General features: G+C 34.1%; 14 protein-coding genes. 6 read left to right on the top strand and 8 right to left on the bottom strand.

The annotated features are described in order from the left end of the window. Window positions 1-142 precede the first annotated feature (142 nt). Entirely contained in the window at window positions 143-1,222 is a 1,080-nt protein-coding gene (locus BK579_RS13520) for a C40 family peptidase (RefSeq protein WP_078546257.1), read from the top strand. A gap of 89 nt (window positions 1,223-1,311) precedes the next feature. Here BK579_RS13520 and BK579_RS13515 read toward each other — a convergent pair whose 3' ends face one another. Further along, window positions 1,312-3,198, bottom strand: a complete 1,887-nt coding sequence (locus tag BK579_RS13515) for an ABC-F family ATP-binding cassette domain-containing protein (protein ID WP_078546256.1) — start codon at window positions 3,196-3,198, stop codon at window positions 1,312-1,314. Beyond that, entirely contained in the window at window positions 3,195-3,845 is a 651-nt protein-coding gene (locus tag BK579_RS13510) for an HD domain-containing protein (RefSeq protein WP_078546255.1), read from the bottom strand. Before BK579_RS13510 ends, BK579_RS13515 begins: the two co-directional genes overlap by 4 nt. Before the next feature lie 144 nt (window positions 3,846-3,989). On the opposite strand from BK579_RS13510, the gene BK579_RS13505 reads away from it, so the two are divergent. Continuing rightward, window positions 3,990-4,229 carry a hypothetical protein gene (locus BK579_RS13505; protein ID WP_078546254.1) on the top strand — a complete coding sequence of 80 codons (240 nt, stop codon included), beginning with the start codon at window positions 3,990-3,992 and terminating at the stop codon, window positions 4,227-4,229. 189 nt (window positions 4,230-4,418) lie between these two features. Here the strand turns inward: BK579_RS13505 and BK579_RS13500 are convergent, their stop codons facing one another. The 3 genes from BK579_RS13500 to BK579_RS13490 all read right to left on the bottom strand — a co-directional run bounded on the left by BK579_RS13500 (window position 4,419) and on the right by BK579_RS13490 (window position 9,616). After that, window positions 4,419-7,115 carry an SH3 domain-containing protein gene (locus BK579_RS13500; protein ID WP_078546253.1) on the bottom strand — a complete coding sequence of 899 codons (2,697 nt, stop codon included), beginning with the start codon at window positions 7,113-7,115 and terminating at the stop codon, window positions 4,419-4,421. A gap of 291 nt (window positions 7,116-7,406) precedes the next feature. Next, the gene (locus BK579_RS13495) at window positions 7,407-7,925 is read right to left on the bottom strand and encodes a hypothetical protein (protein ID WP_204524716.1); all 519 of its coding nucleotides are present in this window, start codon (window positions 7,923-7,925) and stop codon (window positions 7,407-7,409) included. 2 nt (window positions 7,926-7,927) lie between these two features. Next, on the bottom strand, window positions 7,928-9,616 hold the full coding sequence (locus BK579_RS13490) for a formate--tetrahydrofolate ligase (protein WP_078546251.1): 1,689 nt from the start codon (window positions 9,614-9,616) through the stop codon (window positions 7,928-7,930). Window positions 9,617-10,164: 548 nt separating this feature from the next. Between BK579_RS13490 and metA the strand changes: the two genes are divergently transcribed. The 3 genes from metA to BK579_RS25625 all read left to right on the top strand — a co-directional run bounded on the left by metA (window position 10,165) and on the right by BK579_RS25625 (window position 11,612). Then, window positions 10,165-11,073: a homoserine O-acetyltransferase MetA gene (gene metA / locus BK579_RS13485; RefSeq protein WP_078546250.1), complete on the top strand. Its 909-nt coding sequence runs from the start codon at window positions 10,165-10,167 to the stop codon at window positions 11,071-11,073. A gap of 241 nt (window positions 11,074-11,314) precedes the next feature. Further along, window positions 11,315-11,443 carry a DUF3892 domain-containing protein gene (locus BK579_RS26945; protein ID WP_328589277.1) on the top strand — a complete coding sequence of 43 codons (129 nt, stop codon included), beginning with the start codon at window positions 11,315-11,317 and terminating at the stop codon, window positions 11,441-11,443. A 13-nt stretch (window positions 11,444-11,456) separates the two neighbouring features. Beyond that, window positions 11,457-11,612 (top strand): hypothetical protein, encoded by a 156-nt coding sequence (locus BK579_RS25625; RefSeq protein ID WP_169891139.1) that lies wholly within the window; start codon window positions 11,457-11,459, stop codon window positions 11,610-11,612. Between the two features lie 80 nt (window positions 11,613-11,692). Here the strand turns inward: BK579_RS25625 and BK579_RS13475 are convergent, their stop codons facing one another. The 3 genes from BK579_RS13475 to BK579_RS13465 all read right to left on the bottom strand — a co-directional run bounded on the left by BK579_RS13475 (window position 11,693) and on the right by BK579_RS13465 (window position 15,387). Continuing rightward, window positions 11,693-13,879 carry a DNA topoisomerase III gene (locus BK579_RS13475; protein ID WP_078546249.1) on the bottom strand — a complete coding sequence of 729 codons (2,187 nt, stop codon included), beginning with the start codon at window positions 13,877-13,879 and terminating at the stop codon, window positions 11,693-11,695. Between the two features lie 249 nt (window positions 13,880-14,128). Next, window positions 14,129-14,389: a hypothetical protein gene (locus BK579_RS13470; RefSeq protein WP_078546248.1), complete on the bottom strand. Its 261-nt coding sequence runs from the start codon at window positions 14,387-14,389 to the stop codon at window positions 14,129-14,131. An 89-nt stretch (window positions 14,390-14,478) separates the two neighbouring features. After that, window positions 14,479-15,387, bottom strand: coding sequence for an HD-GYP domain-containing protein (locus BK579_RS13465; RefSeq protein WP_078546246.1), 909 nt, complete (start codon window positions 15,385-15,387; stop codon window positions 14,479-14,481). Window positions 15,388-15,687: 300 nt separating this feature from the next. Between BK579_RS13465 and cspD the strand changes: the two genes are divergently transcribed. After that, window positions 15,688-15,888, top strand: a complete 201-nt coding sequence (gene cspD, locus BK579_RS13460; protein ID WP_078546244.1) for a cold-shock protein CspD — start codon at window positions 15,688-15,690, stop codon at window positions 15,886-15,888. Window positions 15,889-15,964: the final 76 nt, after the last annotated feature.

The raw sequence follows: 15,964 nt of genomic DNA, 5'->3' as shown, positions 1-15,964 counted from the left end.
AGTCATATATTTATAAACAAAAAATATGATTTAGTGATTTACATTTTTATTTTGGCTCTTCTCTAAGAGTTTGTTGTTTTTTACTAAAACAACAAGTTTGAAGGAACAGCCTTTATCTAACACACCAAGGAGGATACATCATATGGGAAAGCCTATAAGTAAGAAAGAGGCCTTATTAGTGACTTCCGTCGCGGCAGCTGGTCTCTTTTTTGCGACACCAGAAAGCACTGAAGCAACTAATCAAGATTCACTTACACCTGAAAGCTTTTATAATGATTATTTTAATCTAGAAAAAACGCTTAGATATGGGCACACCGGTAATAGTGTTAGAACCTTACAATTAGAACTAATGAAATTCAATTTTTATTATGAACAAATTGATGGATATTATGGCCCAAATACAAGAGAAGCAGTTAGAAAATTCCAACTCAAAAATGATTTGAAAGTTGATGGAATTGCTGGCGCGGAAACATTAGAAAAGCTGAACGAATTATTAATTAAACCTAAACCTAAAACATTGTCATTTGGAGATGAAGGACCTGAAGTAGAACAGTTGCAAACAAAACTGCAAAGACTTGGTTATTATCACGGGAATATTGATGGTATCTTTGGAAAAATAACTGAAGGAGCTCTGATCAATTATCAAAAAAAATACCAGTTGGATGTGACTGGTGAAGCTACAGATGAGACGACAAAGCATTTGTTAAAAAACAAGAATGTCAAAGGAGTAACAATTAATACGATTACAAGTACGAGTTCACCAAGTACCCAAGTCACACCAACAAATACTTCAACTTCTCAGAAGCAGCCAAAGGCTATAAATGAGAAGAAAGTACCTAAAGAAGTAAAGTATTCTGTCGATACATCAATAGTAAATGTTGCAATGAATCATATTGGAACACCTTATGTTTGGGGTGGAACTAGTTCTGGAGGTTTCGATTGTAGCGGATTCTTAAAATATGTATTTGCACAGAAGGGAATGAACATTCCGCGGACAGTTAATGAACTTTGGAATTATGGTACTTCGGTTAATAAAATTAGTGTTGGCGATATTGTATTTTTTCAAACTTACAGAAAAGGACCATCACATGCAGGGATTTATATTGGAGACGGAAAGTTTATACATACCGACTCAACTCGAGGTGTAACCGTAACCAAAATGAGTATGACCTACTGGAAGGAACGGTACTTGGGTGCTAAAAGAATAGTTCAATATAAATAGGTAAAAACCATGATTGTTTTGATAGCACTTATACATCCTAAGCTGACTCTGAACATAGGGTCAGCTTAGCATGTATATTTTGGACCTTATTATAGATTTTCAACTATATCGGAAAGTTCACTCCACCGTTCAATTAATTGTTCTAGTACTTTATTTTCTTTTTCATGTTCACTCATAAACTGTTGCGCTTTCTGATAATCACTACCAGCTGATTCTATCTCATTCAATAAATTCGCACATTTCTCTTCCTGTTCAGCGATTTTACTTTCTATTTCATCCCACTCTTTTTGCTCATTGTAAGAAAGTTTCTTTTTCTTTGTCTTTTCTTCTGTTTTCGGTTTATCGGGAATAACATTCTTAGTTGTAGATAATTCTTGTTTTATAAGAACATCTTCTAAATACTCCGAATAGAGACCAAAGTATCCTTTAATTTCACCAGCAGTTTCAAATATGAGGAGCTGTTCAGCAATCTTATCCAAAAAGTAACGGTCATGTGAAACCGTAATTACCACACCAGGAAAATCCTCAAGATAATCCTCTAAAACTGTAAGTGTTTCCGTATCTAGATCATTTGTTGGTTCATCCATCAATAGAACATTGGGCTCTTTCATCAGAATCTTCAATAAATAAAGTCTTCTTCGTTCACCACCCGAAAGCTTATGAATAGGTGTACCATGAGTAGATGAAGGGAAAAGAAAACGCTCTAACATTTGGGCCGCAGATATAAACTTACCGTCAGTTGTATGGATTGCTTCCGCACTTTCTTTAATATATTCAATCATCCTTTTGGTAAGATCCATGTCCTTATTTTCCTGAGTGTAGTAGCCGACATTCACAGTTTGTCCGACCTCAATAATACCTTGATCTACCTTTAGGTTTCCTGCAAGAATATTCAATAAGGTTGATTTTCCACTACCATTTTTCCCAACAATTCCAATCCTGTCACGAGGCTTAATAATAAAAGTGAAATCTTTAATAAGAGTATTTTGGTCAAAGCTTTTTGATATATGCTGTAATTCAAACACTTTTTTCCCAAGCCGGCTTCCACTAATAGCAAGATCCACTTTCTCATTTGTCGATGATGCCATATTTTGATCAAGATCATCAAATCGTTTGATTCTTGCTTTCTGTTTTGTCGTTCTTGCTTTAGCTCCTCGTCTTATCCAAGCTAGTTCACGTCTATAGAGATTTTGCATTTTTTGTTCTGATGCTGCTTCTTGTTCTATCCGTAATGCTTTTGCTTCTAAGAAAGCACCGTAATTCCCTTGATAATTATAAATTTGTCCGTTATCAATTTCGATAATTCGATTTGTTACTCGATCTAGAAAATAACGATCATGTGTAACAATTAATAAAGCTCCATTATATTTTGAAAGATAATCTTCAAGCCAATTAATCGTTTCAAAATCCAAATGGTTTGTTGGTTCATCAAGAATCAGTAAATCGGGTGTTTGTATTAAACTTTGTGCCAAAGCAATTCTCTTCTTTTGTCCACCAGATAGGGTGCCCACTTCTTTTGAGAAATCGCTAATTCCGAACTTTGTTAGTACAGCTTTTGCATTTGAATTAGCTTCCCAAGCACCCATCAAATCCATTCGTTGCTGAAGAGAGTACAAATCGTTCTGAACTTTTTCATCTAGCGGATTTTCATCAAGTAAGAGCATTTTCTCCTCGTATTCCTTTAATAACCGAATAAGGGGAGTATCTCCATGAAAAACTTGCTCTAAAACCGTGTTATTCTCTACGAAATCTGGTTGTTGGGCCAAATAGCTGATTGTATATCCCTTTGAATGTGTGATTTGACCACTATCTAGTTCCTCTATACCTGCAATTACCTTTAATAAAGTTGATTTACCAGTACCATTAATACCGATAATTCCAATTCTTTCATTATCAGTAATACTAAATGAAATCTCATCAAAAAGTTGTTTGTCAGAGTAATTTTTAGATACATTTTCTACTGTTAAAAGTTTCATAGTTGTCCATTCCATTCATTATAAAATTGCTCTAAAAAACGTTCCATAAAAACATGTCTTTCCTTCGCTATCTTTCTGGCTGTTTCTGTATTCAACGTACCCGAAAGCTTTAATAATTTCTCATAGAAATGGTTAATAGCTGTTGATTTGCCATTGCGATACTCTTGCTTTGTTAACTCTTTTCGGTATGGTAACTCCGGATCATAAATTAAATCACCCTTTGATCCTGCATAAGCAAAAGTTCTTGCAATCCCAATCGCACCGATTGCATCTAACCGGTCAGCATCTTGTACAACTTGTCCTTCAGTCGTTTTCACCGGAGGTCTATTACCTCCTTTGAATGACATCGATTGTATAATTTCGAGAATGTGAAAACTAATCTCTTGATCAAGCTCAAGGTGCTGTAGCCAGTACTTTACTTTATTAATGCCAATTTCTTCACTTTCATTCAATTTTTCATCTGCAATGTCATGAAGTAAGGCTGCCATTTCTATAATGAATAAATCTCCTTGTTCCTTTTCACCAATTATTAATGCGATCTTTCTTACACGCTGAATATGCCACCAGTCGTGCCCACTGCTTTCATTTTTTAATATTTCATATACAAATTGTTCTGTTTGTATAATTAAATTATGTTTGTCTAGCATTGTTTCACCTACCTACTTTTATTATTTTACACTATTTATCTCAAGATTGCTTTATACACTAATTTAACTTGAAATCACTAATTTGCATAACATAAATGATAAGTAACTATTCTTCCATATCTCAGTATTAACGGAGGTGAAATGATGAATTTTTATAATCGAAATCAAATAGGTACTGCTTGGCACGGTCGCCACATTGTGATGATTAGATGTAATCCGTTTTCGAACCAATTCCTTCATATAGATAAAAGCTTACATGCACCGACTGAACCCTCAAATGAAAACTGTGCAGAAACCGTTGCGCAATACTTTAGTATTGGATACACCTTAGTGTCTGTAACTCCTATATCCCATAATGAAGTTCAATATATGTTCGTTAAATAGGAAAAGCAACCGAGTCTTTTACATCCAGGCGTTAACTAGGATGACTTTCTTGATTTCAATTTTAAAGATGTTCCATTGGAATGACTGACTTTTAGTTTCGAGACGACGGCGAGGTCCGTTAAAAATTTTTATTTTAAACTCAAACAAAAAGCTAGGCATATATTTGCCTAGCCTTCATAGTAATATAGACTATTTATATTGTGAGATTTCAAGTTTGACCTCATAGGAATCTAGCAAACTATAGAGATTGTGAATTTGTTTTACCTGTTTTAATGCCCAACCGATATCAGAAGCATATTGATGTGTTGCATGCCCTTTTTCTAAAGCACCGCCTGGATTCCATCTCATTTTGTAGATCGTATCTTGACCAGCATTAATATAGCCTTGTGCAATAAACTTGGCTCCACCTATGATAGCATCTTCAGGAGTAAACCAACCTGCATTGTATGCATATTCTGCACCACTAGTCAAAGCACTCCCATCAAAGGCACCAATTCCAAACATATTATAAACCGTTTTCCCGTTTATTTTAAATCCTTTTGCAAGATCAGATTGTCCATTCCCTGTTTCTAATAAGGCATGAGAAATTAAATAAATTTCATTGATGCCGTACATTTCACCGGCTGCAATAAATGTTTCGGCTTGTCCAGATAAAATTCCTTTATTTGATAAAATACGTTCATTAACTTCAGTAACATTTAAATTCGTTGTTTCGGATAGCTTTAAAAACTGAAAAATATCGACTTGATTATTGCTAAAGTTAGCTGGGTTTAAATAATATTTTACATCTTCCCGACTTGCGTTAACCCAAGTTTTATCATAATTTACTTCATACCAGATAAAACCATCAGACCCTTTATGATTTGAGATGATTTGTAGGTCTTGACCATGATCTACTTTTCCGATAACCCAAAAATTAGTGCCTGCACCACCCCGTACATTCCACCCATTTCCACTTACTGTTCCTTTTGTTGGTAATTCACTATTTTTGATAACTAAAGCATCTTCTCTTATGTATGTTTTATATTTCCTATCTGTTTGCGGATTAGCTTTCATTTGTAGTGCGGTGAATTCGTCAAATGATAAATCATATGATATATAAGTCTTTGAAATTGTGCCATTAATCGTTCCTGAGTGATTTATCTCCACCAATGAAAGATATTGTGAACTTGCATATCCGTTTCTTCCGTTTATATTAATTTTAGTCCAACCATTTTTCTCGGAAATAACTGAAACTACTGACCCTCTAGCTAGTTTTGTGATGATGTTACCTGATGTTGAAGGAGTAGTTCTCATGTTCAGATTAGATCCTACTGGAACATTCACATATTTTAAAACCACAGTTTCTTTAGGTTTGCTGGATTCTTGTTCAGGTTTTGTCAATGATAGACTCTCAGAGTTAACATATCCCTGATGACCATATACTTCTATCTTAGACCAAGAATTCGAATCAGAAATTACGTTTACTTCTACTCCTCTAGCAATTTTGACAATAACTGATGCTGATGAAGAAGGATTATTATGTAAATTCAAACTTGATCCTGACGGTACGTGAACATATTTCTTATTATTTACTTGGACTTCTTTGTCCTGATTTTTATCAGTAGTTGTTTCTGGGGCTTCTGTTCTTCCCTTTAAAAATTTGCTACTTGCATAGCCGACTTTTCCACCTATATCAACTTTAGACCATCCATCTCTTTCAGATATAACCCTAACCTCTGTATCCTTCTTTAGCTTGGCTATAATAGAAGCATTTGTAGAAGCACTTGACCGTAAGTTTAAAGTAGAGTTAGAGTTTACATCAACATATTTTAGGACAGTTTTTATTTCTTCGGTTTCCTTAAGGTTTTCTGGCTCCCTATCTTGTTTATCAGCTAAATATCTTGAACTTACAAACCCCTTTTGACCATATGCTTCAATATATGTCCAATCACTTTTCACTGATAATACCTTTACTTCTACACCACTTGCTAGTTTTAGGATGACTGAACTTTTTGTGGTGTTGCTATTTCTCATATTAAGATTCGATCCTTTTAACACATTCACATATTTTGTAAGAGGTTGTTTTGTATTGTTCTCAACTTCTACTTTTGAACTAGTGTTTATAGGTTTTTTCTGAGAAAGAAATTGTGTACTTACAAAACCCTCTGTTCCGTCCACTTTAATTTTAGACCATCCGTTCACTTCTGAATAAACAATAACTTCTTTATTACTTTTTAATTTATGTATAATAGACCCACTAGTGGAGGGATTGTCTCTCATATTTAAGTTAGAACTGTCACTAACATTTACATATTTTATAGTTTTATCTATTTCCTGTGCATCGTTCTGTTCTTTTACAGGAAGAGTTGATTCGATTACAGTAAGATATTGTGTACTAACATACCCACTTGTTCCATTTACAGTGATCTTTGACCATCCATTATCCTCTGAATGGATAGAAACAACCGTACCCTTTTCTAATGTTGATAGAACCTTTGAGGTTGTAGTAGGTTTTTCACGAAAATTTAATCGAGAATCGGCACTTACATTAACAGTCTTCTTAATTTTACTTGATGAACCTAAATGGGAAGACGGTTTAGAAAGAAATTCCGAATTTACATATCCATTTTTACCGTTGACTACAACCTTAGCCCAGCCATTTATTTCTGATTGGACCGTAACGGCTGTTCCCTTAGAAAGCTTAGTAATAATTTCAGATTGAATGGATGGCTCTGAACGGAGATTTAAATTTGAACCTACCTTAACATTTACAGTTTTAATGTATGTAGTAGCTTTATTATCCTTCGTTTCACTTGCTTTAGTTGTTGCTGCTTGAATTGTTTTTTCAAACATTGGTGTTGATAATACAGCGAAACAAATAGTAGGCAAAATTATTTTCTTCATAGTAACCTCCTAAATAAGCCCTTAAACTGGAATCCTTTTTGTAGTTGAATTTATTATTTTCATATTAACATAATTTACTAGTTTACAAATGAGATTTTACAAAAAATACACAAAAATTGTAAAATTCAAGTGAAAAGAATAGCTGAATATAATGAGTTATGTAGTAGGTTGTTATTATTTGGATGTTTGATCAAATATAAAAATTATATTTAGATAATATTAATTAGAATTAAATATAAAAGGCTTGTAAAGAATCAGATCTTTACAAGCCTTTTATATTCTATTCATCGCTTAAAATGAGTTTAAATCATCAAGCGTATTTATTATATAATCTACCATCTCTACTAAATCCTCTACATGTTCTTCTCCAATTAAGTGATTAAACTGGATTTTACTTGTATTATGTAGAAATTTAATTTTTTCTTGGTTATAAATGAATGATATATGTTGTGTAATTAACCGATTTGTTCCCCAAATTCGTGTTAAGATTTGCAATATCTTTTCACATTCTGTTACATAGTCATTTACTTCTGTTGTAAATTCAATAAAAACAGCACAACCTGGCTGAGCGTTCTCTCTTTTAAGTAACTCAGAAGAAATATTTTCCAAGTCCATTGTTAATGTCATTTTACAATAGGGTGTGTTTCTTTCAGAGATTGTTTTGATAGATATATTATATTCTCTTTTTAAAGTAGCTAAATCAACAAGGTCCTTGCGATCAATCACTTCTATGTGACCATTAAGATCATAATCGTAAATTGCCCCTTCTAAGACTACTTTCAGGTTATCAAAAACAGTTGGATCAAACATCATTAAAATAATCCAATCGCGTTACCGAACTCATCAACATCCATTTTCAAAGCTGCAGGTGTTTTAGGTAAGCCTGGCATCGTCATAACATCTCCTGTTAAGGCGACAATAAATCCAGCACCAATTTTTGGCCGAAGTTCCCTAATCGTAATTATGAAATCGCGTGGTCTTCCCAGTAAAGTCGGATTATCTGATAAAGAATATTGAGTTTTGGCCATACAAATAGGAAGACTTCCCCACCCATTTTCTTCTATCTCAATTAATTGCTTTCTCGCTTTGGATGAGAATTCTACACCAATCGCTCCATATACTTTTTTTACAATGGAATTTATTTTTTCATCTATAGATTGATCCGCTTTATACAGTGGAGAGAAGTTAAGTTTATCTTGTTCAATTACGTCCAAGACTATTTTCGCTAACTCGATTCCACCTTCTCCACCTTTTTCCCATACTTCGGTTAATGCAACAGGATATTTGTTTTTCTGGCACCATTGTTTTATAACATCTACTTCTTCTTCGGTATCTGTTAGAAAACGATTAATTGCAACCACAAATGGCAACCCGAACTCCTGTATAGTTTCTATGTGTTTTTGTAGGTTCTCCATTCCTAATGTTAAGGCTTGTATATTTTCTTGTTGGAGGTTTTGTTTAGATACACCCCCATGCATTTTCAACGCTCTGATTGTAGCAACTATCACAACTGCAGAAGGTTCGATTCCTGCAGATTGAGTTTTTATATTTAAGAATTTTTCTGCACCAAGGTCTGCACCAAAACCAGCCTCAGTAACAACAAAATCACCTAGCTTAGCAGCCATCTTTGTTGCAATAACACTATTACATCCATGTGCAATATTAGCAAATGGGCCACCATGTATAATCGCCGGAGTATGCTCAAGTGTTTGAACAAGATTTGGTTTTATTGCATCTTTTAACAATAGAGTTAATGCACCTTCTGCACCAAGATCACCAACTGTTACAGGCTGTTTGTTGTAGGTATAACCTACTACTATTCTTGATAATCTCTTTTTCAAATCTTGAAGGTCTGAGGCTAAACAAAAGATTGCCATGATTTCTGATGCAACCGTAATATCAAATCCGTCTTCACGTGGTACTCCCTGGATTGGACCACCTAATCCGATTATCACATTGCGTAATGCCCTATCATTTAAATCCACTACACGCTTCCAGACCACACGTCTAGCATCAATTTGTTTTTCATTCCCTTGATAAATATGATTATCAATCATAGCAGAGAGCGCATTGTTAGCAGTTGTTATTGCATGTATATCTCCAGTAAAGTGAAGATTTATATCTTCCATCGGGATCACTTGAGAATACCCCCCTCCAGTTGCCCCACCTTTAACTCCCATGGTTGGCCCTAATGAAGGTTCACGCATTGCAATAATAGCTTTTTTGTTCAATTTTGCTAACGCTTGTCCTAATCCCACTGTAACTGTGGATTTCCCCTCACCTGCGGGGGTGGGATTGACTGCAGTAACAAGGATTATTTTGCCATCTTGTTTTGTATCATTTTTTTTAAGTAAGTCCAAGCTAAGCTTTGCTTTATAATGACCATATGGTTCTAAATCTATTAGATCAATACCAATTGAATCTGCAAGCTCTTTAATTGGTATCATAGAAGCTTCTTGTGCGATTTGAATATCTGATTTTACTTTTGAATTTACTCCCATTTCATAACCTCCAAGACTGAATGTGTATGTATACAAATTATATTTTACAACAAAATTAAATAAGTACTATGAAAAATGTGTAATATTCTTCTAAATAAGTTCTTTTATTCTTATGACTACCCTGAAATTAACTTAGTAGTGGAGTTCCATGAGCTGCGATCCACTTGCTTTCCGCGGGGTGGTCCGTGAGCCTCCTCGTCGCCAGGGGCTGGCTTCTGCGGGGTCTCACGAGACTGCTAGATCCCGCAGGAGTTAGGTGAATCTCCGCTCATTCCACACATAATGAATAGGATTTTCTTTCTACATGGTCCGAAATACTTATTTGCATGGAAGTACCTTAAAAATAATCGGCTGCGAATTCCCATTAGCTGCAATTCACTCAATACGCATTGAGTGGATAGAAAGTCCAAAATCATATCATTTTTATAGAAATACTTTAAAATTTTGAAACTCTCTAATTGATTAATCAGAAGATACTACCTATAATAGTAAAGACACTTTTTATAATCTTATTAATGTTTTGTTAATTTAGGGAGGAGGATGACAAAGTGCCGATAAATATTCCTCATAATTTACCAGCGAAGTCAATCTTAGAACAGGAAAATATCTTTGTTATGGATGAAGATCGTGCGTACCGACAAGATATCCGACCGTTAAATATACTGATTTTCAATATAATGCCTGAAAAAGAAAAAACAGAAACTCAGTTACTTAGGTTATTAGGTAACTCACCATTACAGGTCAATGTCGCTTTTATTTATCCTGAAACACATGAAACGAAAACTACCGATAAAAACCATTTGGAAGCCTTTTATCGAACTTTTTCTCAAGTAAAAAATAAGAAGTACGATGGAATGATCATTACTGGAGCGCCAATTGAGCATTTATCATTTGATGATGTTACATACTGGGATGAGTTGGAGCAGGTAATGGAGTGGACAAAAACTCATGTCACATCTACCCTCCATATTTGCTGGGGAGCACAAGCAGGCTTATTCTATCATTATAATATCGACAAATATAAACTTCCGACTAAATGTACAGGAGTTTTTTATCATCGACTTCTAGAAAATAATATTAACCTAGTTCGAGGATTTGATGATTATTATTTGGCTCCACACTCAAGACATACAAGTATTCGACTTGAGGATATACAGGCAGTTGATGAGCTGCAAATATTGTCTGTTTCAGATGAGGCTGGTGTTTGTCTTGTAGCTTCAAAGGATGGTAAGCGAATCTTTTTAACGGGACATCCTGAATACGATTGTTCAACTTTAAAAGAAGAATATGAAAGAGATCAAAGGAAAGGTCTAATCGCAGATTTACCTGAAAATTATTTTCCGAATGATGATCCTTCAAAAGAACCGATTCACTCATGGAGATCACATGCCAATTTACTATTTTCTAACTGGCTGAATTATTACGTCTATCAGGAAACACCATATATATGGGAATAGCAAAAAGCGCCACAAACAAGTGGCGTTTTTATTTTTAGAAATATTTTCAATTGATTGTGAATTTACATTAGTAGGTTTATAAAATATGCATAAATAAATCAAGAATCGATAAAGATAATAAGTGGAAGGAGTTGATTACTTTGATAAATCATGAACACATCATAGCCGTCCAGAAAAACGAAGATGGTGATATCACACATTTAAAACTGCTTAAGGACAAGTTCTACAATATGCTGATGTAATGGAAATGATTGATCAGGGTGACATCTCTGAAGTAAATAGCTTTAAAGGAAAAAATGGTGAGAGTTATATACGTAGTAATCGTGATGACGATCCTACAAATAATTTAGATAATCTCCCATCATTTTAAGAGGAGAATGAATATGACTAAAGAAAATAACACAGGAAGCATGAATCAAAATTCACCGAAAAAAGGCCAATTTTATGCCGAATTTGCTAGTGAACAAATGCCAGGGGATAATAGCAAAGGTAACAAGCGGAACAAAGACCAACGTGATAAGACCAATCCAGCGGATTAAGAAAATAACTACCTATCTATTGGCAAGCTAGTGGGTCCATTATTTAATTTATACAAAGTAGGAGGGCAAAATAGGCCTTCCTACTTTATTTTTTGTGGTTTACTTTGTACTGGCTGTTTATCGGTAAAAGTGAATATAATTTTTTTCTCTTCATTATTCCATTCAAGTGCAGCAGAGAATATTTTATTACCTTTCTTAAATCCTTTTAGCAAATCTGTTCTTCCATTAATTAATAGTTTTTTTATTTGAGGTTGTGATATTGTTTTTCCGAGTAATCTTTTTGATAAAGTAAATCCACAATTACTAGTCTTATAATTCGTGCATCCATATACCTTTCCTTTATCAACGATCTTTCCATTACATAGAATACATTGTCCGAGTTCAGTACCTACATTTTGTTTTTCAAACTTTTTGGATTCAAAGTTAATATGCTTAAAATCCCACGATACAGCTTGTCCTACTGCATCTTGAACAATTTTCTCTGAAAGCTTTCTTGTTTGGTCGATAAACGCTTTTGGGGAAGCCTCACCCGTTCCAATCTCCTTTAGCCTTTGTTCCCATTTTGCAGTCATTTCCGGAGAGGATAGGATTTTCTCTCCAATTGCTTCTATTAATAAAATAGCTTTTTCAGTTGCGAATACTTTATTTTTCTGTACATCAATATAATTACGCTGTTTTAGTAATGTTATAATTCCTGCTCTTGTTGCCTCTGTACCCAAGCCTTCTGTTTTCATCAAGACTTTTTCCAATACTTCGTTATCTAGATGCTTACCTGCTGTTTTCATAAGTGTGATTAATTGGCCCTCTGTATAACGATTGGGTGCCTGTGTCTTACTCTCTTTAATTTTTATATCTTTTACAAACCCAATATTATTCTCAGCTAGATTTGGAAGAATAATATCATTATCCTTCTTATCATTCTCATCAAATAAGACCTTTCGCCATCCATCCTGAATTTTTTGCTTTCCTTTAGAAATAAACTCAGCTCTTTCATCAACAAGAGTAGTGACAGTTGTATAATCAAAGACTGATTTTTCATAATGTGCTGCGATCAATCGTCTAGCTATAAGATCATAGACTTTTTCTTCATCACCACTTAATTTACTTACATTAGGGACCTGTTCAGTTGGAATAATTGCATAATGGTCTGTTACCTTCTTTTCATTAACATACCTCTTATTCGTTAAAATGGATGAGATTGGTGTTGGAAAGTATTCTTTAAATTTTTCTTGTTTACTCAATTTCGAAAAGATATCTGGAATTATTTTTGCTTCCTCTTTTGTGAGGAAGCTTGAATCTGATCTAGGATAAGAAATAAATCCTTTCGTATATAACCCCTGTGCTATATCTAAGGTTTTTTTAGGTGAAAATTTAAACAGGCTATTTGCCGTTGCCTGCAGACTAGATAAATTAAATAAAAATGGTGGTTGATATTCTTTTCGTTCTAGTTCAAGCTTTGATATTCTAGCTTGTTTATCCTTGCAAAAGGCAGCTATTTTCTGAGCTAGTTCCACAGTCATTATTCTTGAATCTTGGTCTTTATGCCACTTTCCTTCATATTTCTTGCCATCCATTTCGAATTTTGCTAAAACTTCCCAAAAAGGTTCAGATTTAAAATCGGCAATTTCCTTTTCTCTCTTTACAATTAAAGCTAGGGTAGGAGTTTGAACCCTGCCAACTGAGAAAACATCTGAATATCCTTTTTGTTGCAATAAAAGCGTATAAACTCGTGAGGCATTCATTCCAACGATCCAATCAGCACACGCTCTTGATTTTGCCTCATAAAATAAGTTCCGCGTATCAGACTCATCTAATAAACTCTTAAATCCATTTATAACTGAATTAGATGTTAAGGAAGAAATCCAAAGCCTCTTTAGGGGTTTATTAATCTTAGCCGTTTCTAAAATTGTTCGTATAATTAATTCCCCTTCTCGCCCTGCATCACCTGCGTGTATAACTTCATTTACGTCTTTTCTTAACAAAAGATCTTTAATCAATTGAAATTGTTTGTATTTTGACCTAGTTACCCGATATTTAAATTGTTCTGGAATAATTGGAAGTGTTTGTAAAGTCCACTTTTTCCATTGCGGATTGTATTCTTCTGGAGGTAATAATTCACAGATATGGCCGATTGCCCAAGTTACATAGGCACCTGTGGGAAATAAATCAGTCGGAGAAATTTCAATATAACCCTGCTTTTTCTTATGATTGAATGGAGCTGCTAATTTTGTTGCTTGATCTGGTTTTTCTGCAATAATAACTTTCAAAATAATCCCCCGCTAAAAATAATTCTTTTGGGTTTAGGCTACAGAATGGTGCCCAATTCAAATGAAAAGTACATTCTGTTTGTAACGTATTGGCATCTGCCACCTACCTACTTCTTTCTCCCCCTCTCCGCTAACTAGCACCTTTTCTTAGCTTTAAGAGGGAGTCTTTTGTTGAAAAACATATTCCTATAATTAATAGTCAATATTGGATTGATATGAGATTTTATTATACTCTAATTCTTTTATTAATTAAATAATTTCTAAAAAGTGGTCTTTACTTACAATATATTGAATAGTTACTACAACAAGTTCACCTTGATTAACCTCTAAAACGATTTGATTTCCGTTTTCCACTTGTATAATTGTTGCTGTACCATCTTCTAAAGTGACTAAATCATCTTCAAACCTTAGTATTTTTCGATAAATCTGTCCTTTTTCGCTGTCATTAAGAAGTAGTCTTTGCGCAAATCTTAATATCATCTCTTTACCCTGTACCTCATGACGTAGCATCTAATTTCCCCCAAGACATAGTATAGTAGACATCTAATAAATTAATATATGAGAAGGAATACATGAAAATGTAGAAATTCACTTAATTATTAATCCATTAGTCTTTCAATCTCTAGCTCTGGATGGATGCTTAGATCAATTATTTCTTCACCGATTTGTATCAATGGTTTAAATAAATGATATTTATTTATCATAATAATTTTAGCAGTTTGTCCGTCACTTAAAATAACCTTCTGCCCAGTTAGTAAATCCAGGATACGCCTCAAAAATATAATTGCAATATCAGGTGCCAATTTCCCGTACATTTCATGGTGCATTTGCTTAATTACTTGGAATAACGGGTTGGCTTCCTTATATGATCGTTTGGATAACATCGCCATAAATATATCTGCAATAGCAACAATTTTAGAAAATAAATGAATTTGCTCACTTCTTAAACCAAACGGATAACCTTGTCCACCTTCACGTTCATGGTGCTGTAATGCAACAATAGCTATATCTTCATAACCACCTTCAGATTGAGAAATTAACTGTTGTCCAAAGATCGTATGTTCTTTAAGTATTTCAAATTCAGTTTTTGTAAGTTTTCCAGGTTTATTTAAAATCGTCGAAGGAATTTTCACATTGCCTATATCACGCAATAATGCTGACATTGCTACTCTTTCGATATCTCTTAGCGAAAGATCCAGCCATTTTGCGATTATAGTAGAGACGATGGTTACGCCTAGGTTGTGTCGACAAATGTACTCTGTAGATGGGTAATCGTGGTGAAAAAATTGAAATAAATGAGGAAAAGTTGAAGCTTTGGATATTAAGGGAATGATATATTGTTCTATCTCTTTGATAGGAATTTGGTCAGTTTCCTTGACAGTTTTATAAAGGTGATTTATGTACTGACTAATTTCAACTAAACTTTCTCTGGATTCATCAATATAAGGGGTTTCTTCTAATGAATTATGACTTGTTATGGAAAAAACATGACTATTTTTCTCGATCATATAAAAACACTCCTAGTAGCATAATATTAATTATATCAAACTGGTCTTTAGAAAGGAATATATGAAAATATAGACAATCTCCGAAAATAAATCATTATCATTTTACAATTCATGAGAAAGAATCAAGGAGATATTGACTCGCTAAGTTTTCATATTATATATTAAAGACATCATTTAACGGAATATATAGAAAAGTTACAACCTTTGACATTGACCTCTTTAGATAGTTGATATATTCAGTTATCTGATTCAAAATTTACAGACTAGCCCTTGGCTAGGAGGCAATAGGAGGAATATTTAATGCAAAACGGTAAAGTAAAATGGTTTAACAATGAAAAAGGCTACGGGTTTATTGAAGTTCAAGGTGGAGATGATGTATTCGTACATTTTTCTGCGATTCAAGGTGAGGGATTTAAATCTCTTGAAGAAGGACAAGAAGTTTCTTTTGAGGTTGTAGAAGGAAATCGTGGCCCACAGGCCGCTAATGTAGTTAAACTATAATTCTCCAATTTGGTTCTATATAGTTTGCACTTATCACGAGGCTGAGTTATTCAGCCTCTTATTTTATTTGTTATGA

This window comes from Litchfieldia alkalitelluris, assembly GCF_002019645.1.
Taxonomy (GTDB): Bacteria; Bacillota; Bacilli; order Bacillales; family Bacillaceae_L; genus Litchfieldia; species Litchfieldia alkalitelluris.
The sequence above is the reverse complement of the archived record's forward strand: the minus strand, read 5'-3'. Positions and strand labels throughout refer to the sequence as shown.